The sequence below is a fragment of the Pseudomonas sp. SED1 genome (assembly GCF_034044025.1).
Lineage (GTDB): Bacteria > Pseudomonadota > Gammaproteobacteria > Pseudomonadales > Pseudomonadaceae > Aquipseudomonas.
Map to the genome: position 1 here is coordinate 23,717 of NZ_JAXCIS010000072.1, position 12,547 is coordinate 36,263.

A 12,547-nucleotide genomic window follows, 5' to 3' on the forward strand; every position below is an offset into this window, starting at 1 on the left:
AGATGGATATCGGGATGATTCGAGGCCTGGGCACCGTTGTCGTGATGGTGGCCTTTATCGGCCTGGCCTTGTGGGTGTTCAGCCCCAAGCGCAAGTCGGAGTTTGAAGACGCGACGTTGCTGCCCTTCGCGGATGATCCCGAAGCCATCAAGCACGTCGTAGAAGCGTCTAGGAGTAACAAAGAATGACTACGTTCTGGAGTCTGTACGTCACAGTCCTCAGTCTGGGTACCATTTTCGCCCTGACCTGGCTGCTGCTGTCGACCCGCAAGGGCCAGCGCGCCGAGCAAACCGATGAAACCGTTGGCCACTCGTTCGACGGTATCGAGGAGTACGACAACCCGCTGCCAAAATGGTGGTTCATGCTGTTCGTCGGCACCATCATCTTCGCCCTCGGTTACCTGGCGCTGTACCCCGGCCTGGGCAACTGGAAAGGCCTGCTGCCGGGCTACAACTACCTCGACAACGACAAGCAAACCCCCTTCGCCAACGGTCAGACCGGCTGGACCGGCGTGCACGAATGGGAAAAGGAAATGGCCAAGTCGGACGCCCGGTTCGGGCCGATCTTCGCCAAGTTCGCTGCCATGCCGATTGAAGAAGTGGCCAAGGACCCGCAAGCCTTGAAGATGGGTGGCCGCCTGTTCGCCTCCAACTGCTCGGTGTGCCACGGTTCCGATGCCAAGGGCGCGTACGGCTTCCCCAACCTGACCGACGCCGACTGGCGCTGGGGCGGTGAGCCGGCCACCATCAAGGAAACCATCATGAAGGGCCGTCACGCGGTGATGCCGGCCTGGGCCGAAGTCATTGGCGAGCAAGGCGTGGCCGACGTGGCCGGCTTTGTGGTGACCAACCTGGATGGCCGCAAACTGCCGGAAGGCGCCAAGGCAGACGTGGCCAACGGCGAGAAACTCTTCGCCGCCAACTGCGTGGCGTGCCACGGTCCCGCCGGGAAAGGTACTCCCGCCATGGGCGCACCTGACCTGACACACCCGGGCGCGTTCATCTACGGTTCGAGCTTCGCGCAACTGCAGCAGACCATCCGTTATGGCCGTCAGGGCCAGATGCCTGCGCAAGAGCAGTTGCAGGGGAACGACAAGGTGCACTTGCTGGCGGCGTATGTTTACAGCCTGTCCCATGGGGACAAGCCGGCGGACGCCGAGTAAGGCAAAACGGTAATAAAAAACGGCCCCGCCAGCGAAAGTTGGCGGGGCCGTTTTGATTTCAATCCAAAAAATCCGGCGCTACCTAGCAACGTATCTACATTTGAGGTTGATCAAGAAAACCCGCAGTAGTAACGTATCTACATTCGTACCCCATGAGGAGGCTAGCCCCCATGACCATCACCACCATCTCCAGCCGTGAATTCAATCAAGACACAAGCGGTGCCAAAAAAGCCGCCCGCCAAGGCCCGGTTTTTATCACTGACCGGGGCAAGCCTGCCCATGTACTGCTAAGCATTGAGGACTACCAAAAACTGACAGGCCTCAATGCCGACATCGTTGACCTGTTGGTGATGCCAGAAGCGGCAGATATCGAGTTCGAAACCGAGCGCGCCGTGATCATTCATCGACCCGTGGACTTCTCTTGATGTATCTACTCGACACCAATGTCATTTCTGAACTGCGCAAACCCCAGGCCGATGCCAAGGTGGTCGCCTGGGCCAAAAGTGTCATCGCACCACGGATGTATATTTCAGCCATTACCTTGAAGGAACTGGAAACAGGGGTCCTGCGCATGGAGCGGCGTGATCCCGCTCAGGGGAAGGTTTTGCGCACATGGCTCAAGCGCCATGTAATGCCGGCGTTTGATGCCAGAATCCTGCCGATTGATGCAGCCGTTGCCCTGCGCTGTGCCAGCTTGCATGTGCCAGACCAAGCAAACGAAAGTGACTCGCTGATCGCTGCGACCGCGCTGGTTCATGGTCTGACAGTGGTCACCCGCAACATCAGTGACTTTCAATCCAGCGGCGTCGCGCTGATCAATCCCTGGGACGAATGACCGGTAAGGCTGCAAAAACCGTCCATACTTCACAAGTCAATTGATCCAGATCACGTACACCATCAATTGATTTCCCCCAACGCGACCAAAGGTCGCACCCGTCGAAGGGTATCAGGGGCGTATCATTAGGCCACTGCAACACCCCTATTTTGACCCCGGTTGGCACGTACTGGCCGAGGCAAATCTCCACTGCCGTGGGATGCAATGATGAGCAACCAGATTCCGGTACATGACGTTACCCCGCCTGCCAAAAATTCAAGCAACACCGTCGATCTCTACGCATCGCGGGAGAAAATCTACACCCGCGCCTTCACCGGTTTGTTCCGCAATTTGCGGATGCTCGGTGGCGCCGGTTTGTTCCTGCTCTACTTCGGCACCGTGTGGCTGAACTGGGGTGGCCACCAGGCCGTGTGGTGGAACCTGCCGGAGCGTAAGTTCTTTATTTTTGGCGCGACCTTCTGGCCCCAGGATTTCATCCTGCTGTCGGGCATTCTGATCGTCGCGGCGTTTGGCCTGTTCTTCATCACCGTGTATGCCGGCCGCGTCTGGTGTGGCTACACCTGCCCGCAAAGCGTGTGGACCTGGATCTTCATGTGGTGCGAAAAAGTCACCGAAGGCGACCGCAACCAGCGCATCAAACTGGACAAGGCGCCGATGAGCGCCAACAAGTTCCTGCGCAAATTCAGTAAGCACAGCCTGTGGCTGGTCATCGGCTTTGTCACCGGCATGACCTTCGTCGGCTACTTCTCGCCGATCAGGGAACTGGTGTTCGACTTCTTCACCGGCCAGGCCGATGGCTGGTCGTATTTCTGGGTAGGTTTCTTCACTCTCGCCACCTACGGCAACGCCGGTTGGCTGCGCGAGCAAGTGTGCATCTACATGTGCCCATACGCGCGTTTCCAGAGCGTGATGTTCGACAAGGACACCCTGATCGTGTCCTACGACCCACGCCGTGGCGAAACCCGTGGCCCGCGCAAAAAAGGTATCGACTACAAGGCCGAGGGCCTGGGGGATTGCATCGACTGCACGATGTGCGTGCAGGTGTGCCCCACCGGCATCGACATCCGTGACGGCCTGCAGATCGAATGCATCGGCTGCGCGGCCTGCATCGACGCCTGCGACAACATCATGGACAAGATGGAGTATCCGCGCGGGCTGATCAGCTACACCACCGAGCACAACCTGTCGGGGCAGAAAACCCATAAACTGCGCCCGCGCCTGATCGGTTATGCCCTGGTGCTGCTGGCGATGATGGGCTTGTTGGCAGGCGCATTCTTCATGCGTTCTCTGGTGGGTTTCGACGTCAGCAAGGACCGAGTGCTGTACCGCGAAAACGCCGAAGGCCGGATCGAAAACGTCTACAGCCTGAAGATCATGAACAAGGACCAGCGCGACCACACTTACGTGCTGGAAGCCGCAGGCCTGCCGGACCTCAAGCTGCAAGGCCGGCGCGAGATCAAGGTGGCTGCCGGGGAGATCTTCAGCATGCCGGTGGAGCTGTCGAGCGCACCGGAACAACTGCCGTCGAGCACCAACGAGGTGAAATTCATCCTCAAGGATGCCGATGACGACAGCGTCCACATTGAAGCCAAGAGCCGATTCATCGGCCCACAAATTCGCTAAACAAGAGAGCAGAACAATGCCCGCAGCAACTGCCGCAAGCCCCTGGTACAAGCACCTCTGGCCCTGGATCATCATTGGGATCCTGGCCTGCTCGGTGACGTTGACCTTGTCCATGGTGACCATCGCGGTGAACAACCCCGACAACCTGGTCAACGACAACTACTACGAGGCCGGCAAAGGCATCAACCGCTCACTGGACCGCGAGCTACTGGCCCAGACCCTGCAACTGCGTGCCAAGGTGCACTTGGATGAGTTGACCGGCGAAGTCGAGTTGCACCTGACCGGCAACAGCGGGCCCGGCACGCTGGAACTGAACCTGATTTCGCCGACCCAGCCGGAGAAGGATCGCAAGATCATCCTGACCCGCAGCGACAGCGAGCCTGGCCGCTACATCGGCCAGGTGACCGACAAGGTCGAAGGCCGCCGCTTCGTCGAATTGCTGGGTGTGGAAGGCGACAGGACCTGGCGCATGTTTGAAGAAGAACAGGTCAGCCATGACAAGGACTTGCTGCTGGGCGACGAGCCGCTGCAGGGTGCTGAAGACCTGAAAAAATAGAGCGGCACCTGTTTGATCGTTCCTACGTTCTGCGTGGGAATGCATCCCGTGACGCTCCGCGTCACAAGAGCGGACGCGGAGCGTCCAGCGAAGCGTTCCCACGCAGAGCGTGGGAACGATCATCGGAACTGAGCCATGACCACCCCAATTCCTTGCTACCACTGCGCCCTGCCCGTGCCGCCCGGCAGCCGGTTCACCGCCGTGATTCTCGGCGAGTCCCGCGAGCTGTGTTGCCCGGGCTGCCAGGCGGTGGCTGAGGCGATTGTCGCCGGTGGCCTGGAAAGCTATTACCAGCACCGCAGCGAAGCCTCGGCCAACCCCGAGGCGCTGCCGGTGCAACTGGTGGACGAGCTGGCGCTGTATGACCGTGCGGATGTGCAAAAGCCCTTCGTGCGCCACGACGGTGATCTGTCGGAAGCCACGCTGTTGATGGAGGGCATCAGTTGCGCTGCCTGTGGCTGGCTGATCGAAAAACACCTGCGCAACCTGCCGGCCGTGGCCGAGGCGCGGCTGAACCTGTCCAACCACCGCCTGCACGTGCGTTGGGCCGATGGGCAACTGCCACTGAGCCAACTGCTCGGCGAGTTGCGCCACATCGGCTACGCCGCCCACCCGTACCAAGCCGACCGCGCCGCCGAACAACTGGCCAGCGAAAACCGTCTGGCGTTGCGTCAATTGGGCGTGGCCGGGCTGTTGTGGTTCCAGGCAATGATGGCAACGATGGCCACCTGGCCGGAATTCAATATCGACCTGAGCCCCGAGCTGCACGTGATCCTGCGCTGGGTCGCGATGTTTCTTACAACACCAATCGTGTTCTACAGCTGCGCGCCCTTCTTCAAAGGCGCGATGCGTGACCTGCGTACCCGCCACCTGACCATGGATGTCTCAGTGTCGCTGGCGATCGGCGGTGCGTACCTGGCCGGGATCTGGACTGCCATCACCGGCACCGGCGAGCTGTATTTCGATGCAGTCGGCATGTTTGCCCTGTTCCTGCTGGCCGGACGCTACCTGGAGCGCCGCGCCCGGGAACGTACGGCCGCGGCGACCGCGCAGTTGGTGAACCTGTTGCCGGCTTCGTGCCTGCGCATGAGTGCCGATGGGCAAAGTGAACGGATCCTGCTCAGCGAACTGGCCTTGGGCGACCGGGTGTTGGTGCATCCGGGCGCGGTGCTGCCGGCAGACGGCATCATCCTCGACGGCCAGTCGAGCATCGACGAATCCCTGCTGACCGGCGAGTACCTGCCGCAGCCGCGCCAGGTCGGCGATGCGGTTACCGCCGGCACCCTCAACGTCGAAGGCGCGCTGACCGTCGAAGTCCGCGCCCTGGGCCACGACACGCGCCTGTCGGCCATCGTGCGCCTGCTGGAGCGGGCCCAGGCGGAAAAACCCCGGCTGGCGGAAATCGCCGACCGCGCCGCCCAATGGTTCCTGTTGTGTTCGTTGATCGCCGCTGCTGTGATCGGTCTGGTGTGGTGGGAGCTGGACTCGTCACGGGCGTTCTGGATTGTCTTGGCGATGCTGGTTGCAACGTGCCCTTGTGCCCTGTCCCTGGCGACGCCAACCGCCCTGACGGCAGCCACCGGCACCCTGCACAAACTCGGCCTGCTGTTGACCCGGGGCCACGTGCTGGAAGGCCTGAACCAGATCGACACAGTGATTTTCGACAAGACCGGCACCCTCACCGAAGGCCGCCTGGCCTTGCGCGCCATCCGTGCGCTGGGTGTGCTGGGCAGCGACGAATGCCTGAGCCTTGCTGCCGCGCTGGAGCAACGTTCTGAACACCCGATTGCCCGCGCATTCGGCCGCGCACCACTGGCGGCGGATGAAGTGCTCAGCATGCCGGGACTGGGGCTGGAAGGCATTGTCGGTAAACGCCGGTTGCGCATTGGCCAGCCGGGTTTTGTCTGCGAATTGAGCGGCTGCGCTCTTCCCGCCTCGCCAAAGGAAGCCGGGCAATGGTTGCTGCTGGGGGACGCCGACGGCGCACTCGCCTGGTTTGTTCTGGATGATCGCCTGCGCAGCGACGCCCCCGCCCTGCTCGCCGCCTGCAAGGCCCGCGGCTGGCGCACCTTGCTGCTGTCCGGCGACAGCTCGCCAATGGTCGCCAGCGTCGCCCTTGAGCTGGGCATCGATAAAGCCCACGGCGGCCTGCGCCCAGACGACAAGCTGCAAATGCTGCAACAGTTGCACAAGGAAGGCCGCAAGGTGCTGATGCTCGGTGACGGCGTCAACGACGTGCCGGTGCTGGCCGCCGCCGATATCAGCGTGGCCATGGGCTCGGCCACCGACCTGGCCAAGACCAGTGCCGACGCGGTACTGCTGTCGAACCGCCTCGACGCCCTGGTACAAGCCTTTACCCTGGCCCGGCGCACCCGTCGGGTAATCATTGAAAACCTGCTGTGGGCCGGGCTGTACAATGGCCTGATGTTGCCGTTTGCCGCCCTCGGCTGGATCACCCCGATCTGGGCGGCGATTGGCATGTCCCTCAGTTCGTTGACCGTGGTGCTCAACGCCCTGCGCCTGACTCGCATGCCGAGCACGCCAGCCGCGAACGCCGCCCCCGTAACCCGTCCGCTGCCGGCTTGAGCCGCGCGGGCATGGAGTGCAGATGCCAGCTCTTTACGTGATGATCCCGGCGGCGCTGTTGATCGTGGCCATCGCCATTTACATCTTCTTCTGGGCGGTGGACAGCGGCCAGTACGACGACCTCGATGGCCCGGCCCACAGCGTGCTGTTCGACGACCAGGACCCGAATCACCTGGCCGCCGTCGACGAAGCCAATGGCCCTGAGCAACCGCCCAAGCCCAAAGACCCGCCCCATGCTTGAACTGGCGCCCCTGCTGGTCTCGGCGGTGATCCTCGGCCTGCTGGGCGGCGGCCATTGCCTGGGCATGTGCGGCGGCCTGATGGGCGCGCTGACCCTGGCGATTCCCAAGGAACAACGCAGTCGCCGCTTTCGCCTGCTGCTGGCCTATAACCTCGGACGCATCCTCAGCTATGCCACCGCCGGCCTGTTGATCGGCCTGGCGGGCTGGGCCGTGGCCAATAGCCCGGCGGCGATGTTCATGCGCATCCTCGCCGGGCTGTTGCTGATCTGCATGGGCTTGTACCTGGCCGGCTGGTGGAGCGGCCTGACCCGTATCGAAAGCCTCGGGCGCGGCCTGTGGCGCCATATCCAGCCGTTTGCCAACCGTTTGCTGCCGGTGTCCAGCCTGCCCCGGGCATTACTGCTGGGCGCGCTGTGGGGCTGGCTGCCGTGCGGGTTGGTCTACAGCACCCTGCTGTGGGCGGCCAGCCAGGGCAACGCACTGGACAGTGCAGTGCTGATGCTCGCCTTCGGCCTCGGCACCTGGCCGGTGCTGCTGGCCACTGGGCTGGCGGCCGAGCGTGTCACCGCGCTATTGCGCAAACGAAGCGTGCGCATGACCGGTGGCGTGCTGGTGATTGTATTTGGCCTGTGGACGCTACCCGGCCCGCACCAGCACTGGCTAATGGGCCATTAAAAGGCCATGTGGCATAGCGCCGCTCCCCGTTGATGCAAATCAAGATGGCCTGCCCACCCAGCCCCTAGACTCGGCCCACTAGCCTATCCGGGGGAACGCCCGCATGCTCGACGCCATTCGTTGGGACACTGATCTGATTCACCGCTACGACCTGGCGGGGCCGCGCTACACCTCGTACCCCACCGCCGTACAATTCGACAGCCAGGTCGGCACCTTCGACCTGCTTCACGCCCTGCGCGACAGTCGCAAGGCCGCACGGCCATTGTCGCTGTATGTGCATGTGCCGTTCTGCGCGAATATTTGCTACTACTGCGCCTGCAACAAGGTCATTACCAAGGACCGCGGCCGGGCTCACGCCTATCTGCAACGCCTGGAGCAGGAAATCCAGTTGGTGGCCTGCCACCTCGACCCCAGGCAGCCGGTGGAGCAACTGCATTTTGGCGGTGGCACCCCGACCTTTCTCAGCCATGACGAGCTGCGTCAGGTCATGGGCCGGCTGCGCCAGCACTTCAACCTGCTGGACGATGATTCCGGCGACTACGGGATCGAAATCGACCCACGAGAAGCCGACTGGGCGACCATGGGCCTGCTGCGTGAGCTGGGTTTCAACCGCGTCAGCATCGGCGTGCAGGACCTCGATCCTGAAGTGCAGCGTGCGGTGAACCGCCTGCAAAGCCTGGAAGAAACCCGCGCAGTGATCGACGCAGCACGCACCCTGCAGTTTCGTTCGATCAATATCGACCTGATCTACGGCTTGCCCAAACAAACGCCGCTGAATTTCGCACGCACCGTGGAAGAAGTAATCAGCCTGCAACCGGATCGCCTCTCGGTGTTCAACTACGCACACTTGCCGGAGCGTTTCATGCCCCAGCGGCGGATCGATACTGATGACCTGCCCTCCCCGGCCGAAAAGCTGCTGATGCTGCAAACCACCATCGAGCAGTTGACCCAGGCCGGCTACCGCTACATCGGCATGGACCACTTTGCACTGCCGGATGACGAACTGGCCGTCGCTCAGGAGGAAGGCAGGCTGCAACGCAACTTTCAGGGCTACACCACCCACGGGCATTGCGACTTGATCGGGCTTGGGGTGTCGGCGATCAGCCAGATTGGCGACCTGTACTGCCAGAACAGCAGTGACCTGAACCACTACCAGAACGCTCTGGCCGGCGCGCAACTGGCTACCAGCCGAGGGCTGTTGTGCACCACGGATGATCGGTTACGGCGGGAAGTGATTCAGCAGTTGATCTGCAATTTCAGCCTGGCATTCGAAAAAATCGAACAGGCTTTCAACATCGATTTTCGTGGTTACTTCGATGAGCTGTGGCCACAGTTGGAGGCGATGGCCGAGGACGGGCTGATCGAACTTGACCCCCAAGGCATCCGCGTATTGCCGGCTGGACGCCTGCTGGTGCGCTCGGTGTGCATGGTGTTCGATGCTTACCTCGAGCACCAGAATCGGCAACGCTTCTCCCGGGTTATCTGATCGCGTGTTACTTCGCCATCAGGCTCATGGCTTCCATCTGAGCCTGAGGCGGCTCGTCTTTCAGGACTTTGGCCAATTGCGTCTGGGCTGTCATCAAGCCGGCCTGAATGGCCGCCACTTCGCCCTGCAAGCCTGCCACTTTGGCCTGGCGCGCCTCCGGGCTCATGGACGTGTCGGACATGGCGGTAGAGAGCTCAGCCATCTTTTCGGCCAGCTGCTTTCTCAGCTCGCGGATCATTTTCAACAGCTGCTTGGCGCTGTCGCTCAGGCTGCTCTCATCAATATCGCTATTGGAGGATTTCTCAGCCGAGGCCATGCCCATCCCCGCACCGGAAATGGTGACCTTCACGCCTTCAGTGGCGTTTGGCTCGGCAGGCTTGGTTTCAGAGGCCGGCGCCTTGGCGGCGGCTTCTTTTTCCTTGGCTGCATCGGCAGCCTTCCAAATCGACACCGCAGGCGCGTTGATAATCGGGTTTTGGACAGTGCTCACTGACATGATCTGAGCTCCAGCTCATAGAGATACGTCCATGTATCGGCGCCGATACATAAACCTTTATACCGCTGCTGCTTTTTTGTACACGCTGGCCGGATCATCCCCCAGTGCGGTACCCTTACGTCTTATGTGTGTTTTCCCACAAGGATTTAAGAAATGTCCGAGCCAGTTAAACTGCGCGCTCATAGCCAGGCCCATTGCAAGGATTGCAGCCTGGCCCCCCTCTGCCTGCCACTTTCGTTGAATTTGGAAGATATGGAAGCGCTGGACGAAATCGTTAAACGCGGTCGCCCACTGAAAAAAGGCGAGTTTCTGTTTCGCCAGGGCGACAAGTTTGATTCCGTTTATGCAGTACGTTCTGGCGCGTTGAAAACCTTCAGCCTGAGCGATGGCGGCGAAGAGCAGATCACCGGTTTCCACCTGCCGAGCGAACTGGTCGGGCTGTCGGGCATGGACACCGAGATTCATCCGGTCTCGGCCCAGGCCCTGGAAACCACCTCGGTGTGTGAAATCCCGTTCGAGCGCCTGGATGAACTGGCCCTGCAGTTGCCGCAATTGCGCCGCCAATTGATGCGCGTGATGAGCCGTGAAATCCGCGACGACCAGCAGATGATGCTCCTCCTGTCGAAGAAAACCGCCGACGAGCGGATCGCTACCTTCCTGGTCAACCTCTCCGCACGTTTCCGCGCCCGGGGTTTCTCGGCCAACCAGTTCCGCCTGAGCATGTCGCGCAATGAAATCGGCAACTACCTGGGCCTGGCGGTGGAAACCGTGTCCCGGGTATTCACTCGCTTCCAGCAGAATGAGCTGATTGCCGCTGAAGGCAAGGAAGTGCACATCCTCGACCCGATCCAGCTCTGCGCACTCGCTGGCGGTTCGCTCGACGGTTGATCCAGACGCTTGCGGCCGAGCCAATCGGCTGGGCCGCAGGTATACTTCGAGTCCGTTTTCCTCCCCAGGACTCCTCGACGATGGTCTTCGATTCGTTCGACATCAAATCCCTGATTCGCCCAGTCATCGACTTCCCCAAGCCCGGGGTGATCTTTCGCGATATTACGCCGCTGTTCCAGTCACCCAAGGCCTTGCGCCTGGTGGCCGATACCTTTGTGCACCGCTACGTCGAAGCCGACTTCACCCATATTGGAGCGATGGATGCCCGCGGCTTTTTGATCGGTTCGATCATTGCCTATCAGTTGAACAAACCGCTGATCCTGTTCCGCAAGCAAGGCAAATTGCCGGCTGACGTGCTGGCCGAGGGTTACCAGACCGAGTACGGCGAAGCCTTCCTGGAAGTGCACGCCGACAGCCTGTGCGAAGGTGATTCGGTGCTGATGTTCGATGACCTGATCGCCACCGGCGGCACGCTGATCGCAGCGGCCAACCTGGCCCGGCGCATGGGCGCACGGATTTTCGAAGCGGCGGCGATCATTGATCTGCCGGAGCTGGGTGGGTCCCAGCGCCTGGAAGACATGGGGATTCCGACGTTCTGCCTGACCCAGTTTGCGCTGACGGACCAATAACCCGGGATTCGTGTGGCAGGGAGCTTGTGTGGCGAGGGAGCTTGCTCCCGCTGGGCTGCGAAGCGGCCCCAAGATCTTTGGGAGCGCTGCGCACTCCAGCGGGAGCAAGCTCCCTCGCCACAAAAGCGCTTTCTACAAGCCCATCTGCTTGCTGATGATTTCGTTCATCACTTCCCGAGTCCCGCCACCGATGGACAAGATGCGGTTGTCGCGATACAGCCGCTCCACCAGGTTGCCGCGCATGTAACCCTGGCCGCCGAGGATCTGCACGGCATCGTAGGTCACGCGGTCGGCGGTATCGGTGGCGAGGTTCTTGGCCATGGAAATCTCCTTGATCACACTCTTGCCTGCGGCCATCTTGGCGGCCTGGCGGTAGGTGAACTCCCGGGAGACTTCCACTGCCGTGGCCATTTCCGCCAAGCGATGCTTGAGCACCTGGAACTTGCCAATGGGTTTGCCGAAGGCCTCGCGCTGGGCCGCCCACTTGAGGCTTTCTTCCAGGGCCATCTGCGCGGTCATGTTGGCCATCAACGCCAGGGCCAGCCGCTCGCTCTGGAAGTTGCCCATGATGCAGGCGAAGCCCATGTTCTCGGCGCCGATCAGATTGCCTACGGGTACGCGGCAATCATCGAAGAACAATTCGGCAGTGTCCGACGCCCACCAGCCCATTTTCTTCAGCGGTGTGCCGGTGGTGAAACCAGGCGTGCCCTTTTCAATCAACAACAGGCTGATACCGGCAAAGCCCGGCCCACCGGTACGTACTGCGACGGTATAGAAGTCGGCGCGCTGGCCGCTGGTGATAAAGGTTTTGCTGCCGCTGACCCGGTAATGATCACCGTCGCGCACGGCACGGGTTTGCAGGTTGGCGACATCGGAGCCACCACCGGGCTCGGTGACCGCCAGGGCGGCGATCTTCTCGCCGGACAAAACCTGCGGCGCGACACGATCGCGTACTTCAGGCCGGGCCCATTTGACGATGGGTGGCAAGCCGATATCCAGCGAGCCCAACCCCGCCACCACACCGCCGGAGCCGCAGCGCATCAGCTCTTCGCTGGCCGCGACCTTGGCGAACAGATCACCTTCATGACTGCCGCCGAGGGCTTCGGGGTAACCGATCCCCAGGATCCCCGCCGCGCCGGCCTTCAGGTACAACTCCCGGGGGAAGCTCTCGGCTTCCTCCCACTGCTCGATGCCCGGCAACAGCTCGCGTTCGACGAAACGGCGCACGCTGTCGCGGACCAATTGGTGGCTGGGGTCGAAGTATTCCTGATAGGCAGACATCGGCAAGCTCCACGGGAAGGTGGAGCGAACTTACCAAGCGCTTGCTTGGTTATCAAGCAAGAAGAAAGGCTTGTGACCGCCACAAAAC

At 61.4% G+C, this 12,547-nt stretch carries 14 protein-coding genes; 12 read left to right on the top strand and 2 right to left on the bottom strand.

Annotated features, from left to right (window positions below; genetic code table 11):
* Nucleotides 1-2 precede the first annotated feature (2 nt).
* From SNL23_RS11140 to hemN, 10 genes are all read left to right on the top strand, one after another.
* Nucleotides 3-188 carry a CcoQ/FixQ family Cbb3-type cytochrome c oxidase assembly chaperone gene (locus SNL23_RS11140; RefSeq protein ID WP_008437575.1) on the top strand — a complete coding sequence of 62 codons (186 nt, stop codon included), beginning with the start codon at nucleotides 3-5 and terminating at the stop codon, nucleotides 186-188.
* Nucleotides 185-1,162 carry a cytochrome-c oxidase, cbb3-type subunit III gene (gene ccoP / locus SNL23_RS11145; RefSeq protein WP_076017217.1) on the top strand — a complete coding sequence of 326 codons (978 nt, stop codon included), beginning with the start codon at nucleotides 185-187 and terminating at the stop codon, nucleotides 1,160-1,162. Before SNL23_RS11140 ends, ccoP begins: the two co-directional genes overlap by 4 nt.
* Nucleotides 1,163-1,332: 170 nt before the next feature.
* Entirely contained in the window at nucleotides 1,333-1,587 is a 255-nt protein-coding gene (locus tag SNL23_RS11150) for a type II toxin-antitoxin system Phd/YefM family antitoxin (RefSeq protein WP_010176379.1), read from the top strand.
* A complete protein-coding gene (locus SNL23_RS11155) occupies nucleotides 1,587-1,997 on the top strand; it encodes a type II toxin-antitoxin system VapC family toxin (RefSeq protein ID WP_318302263.1) in 411 nt (136 codons plus the stop codon). Before SNL23_RS11150 ends, SNL23_RS11155 begins: the two co-directional genes overlap by 1 nt.
* Before the next feature lie 207 nt (nucleotides 1,998-2,204).
* The gene (ccoG, locus tag SNL23_RS11160; protein WP_318302264.1) at nucleotides 2,205-3,620 is read left to right on the top strand and encodes a cytochrome c oxidase accessory protein CcoG; all 1,416 of its coding nucleotides are present in this window, start codon (nucleotides 2,205-2,207) and stop codon (nucleotides 3,618-3,620) included.
* A gap of 16 nt (nucleotides 3,621-3,636) precedes the next feature.
* Nucleotides 3,637-4,176, top strand: coding sequence for a FixH family protein (locus SNL23_RS11165; protein WP_010176382.1), 540 nt, complete (start codon nucleotides 3,637-3,639; stop codon nucleotides 4,174-4,176).
* 135 nt (nucleotides 4,177-4,311) lie between these two features.
* Nucleotides 4,312-6,762, top strand: a complete 2,451-nt coding sequence (locus SNL23_RS11170) for a heavy metal translocating P-type ATPase (RefSeq protein ID WP_318302265.1) — start codon at nucleotides 4,312-4,314, stop codon at nucleotides 6,760-6,762.
* A 22-nt stretch (nucleotides 6,763-6,784) separates the two neighbouring features.
* Nucleotides 6,785-7,003 (top strand): cbb3-type cytochrome oxidase assembly protein CcoS, encoded by a 219-nt coding sequence (gene ccoS / locus SNL23_RS11175; RefSeq protein WP_003219033.1) that lies wholly within the window; start codon nucleotides 6,785-6,787, stop codon nucleotides 7,001-7,003.
* Nucleotides 6,996-7,679 carry a sulfite exporter TauE/SafE family protein gene (locus SNL23_RS11180; protein ID WP_076017213.1) on the top strand — a complete coding sequence of 228 codons (684 nt, stop codon included), beginning with the start codon at nucleotides 6,996-6,998 and terminating at the stop codon, nucleotides 7,677-7,679. The genes ccoS and SNL23_RS11180 overlap by 8 nt, the downstream gene beginning before the upstream one ends.
* Nucleotides 7,680-7,782: 103 nt before the next feature.
* Complete coding sequence (hemN, locus tag SNL23_RS11185; protein ID WP_318302266.1) at nucleotides 7,783-9,165, top strand: oxygen-independent coproporphyrinogen III oxidase; 1,383 nt, start codon at nucleotides 7,783-7,785, stop codon at nucleotides 9,163-9,165.
* 7 nt (nucleotides 9,166-9,172) lie between these two features.
* On the opposite strand, the gene SNL23_RS11190 is transcribed toward hemN, so the two are convergent.
* Entirely contained in the window at nucleotides 9,173-9,661 is a 489-nt protein-coding gene (locus SNL23_RS11190) for a hypothetical protein (RefSeq protein WP_076017211.1), read from the bottom strand.
* A gap of 153 nt (nucleotides 9,662-9,814) precedes the next feature.
* Between SNL23_RS11190 and fnr the strand changes: the two genes are divergently transcribed.
* Both fnr and SNL23_RS11200 read left to right on the top strand, forming a co-directional pair.
* Nucleotides 9,815-10,549, top strand: a complete 735-nt coding sequence (fnr, locus tag SNL23_RS11195; RefSeq protein WP_003219044.1) for a fumarate/nitrate reduction transcriptional regulator Fnr — start codon at nucleotides 9,815-9,817, stop codon at nucleotides 10,547-10,549.
* 80 nt (nucleotides 10,550-10,629) lie between these two features.
* Nucleotides 10,630-11,178 (top strand): adenine phosphoribosyltransferase, encoded by a 549-nt coding sequence (locus SNL23_RS11200; protein WP_076017210.1) that lies wholly within the window; start codon nucleotides 10,630-10,632, stop codon nucleotides 11,176-11,178.
* A 132-nt stretch (nucleotides 11,179-11,310) separates the two neighbouring features.
* Here the strand turns inward: SNL23_RS11200 and SNL23_RS11205 are convergent, their stop codons facing one another.
* Nucleotides 11,311-12,459 (bottom strand): acyl-CoA dehydrogenase family protein, encoded by a 1,149-nt coding sequence (locus tag SNL23_RS11205; protein ID WP_167662634.1) that lies wholly within the window; start codon nucleotides 12,457-12,459, stop codon nucleotides 11,311-11,313.
* Between the last annotated feature and the right edge of the window lie 88 nt (nucleotides 12,460-12,547).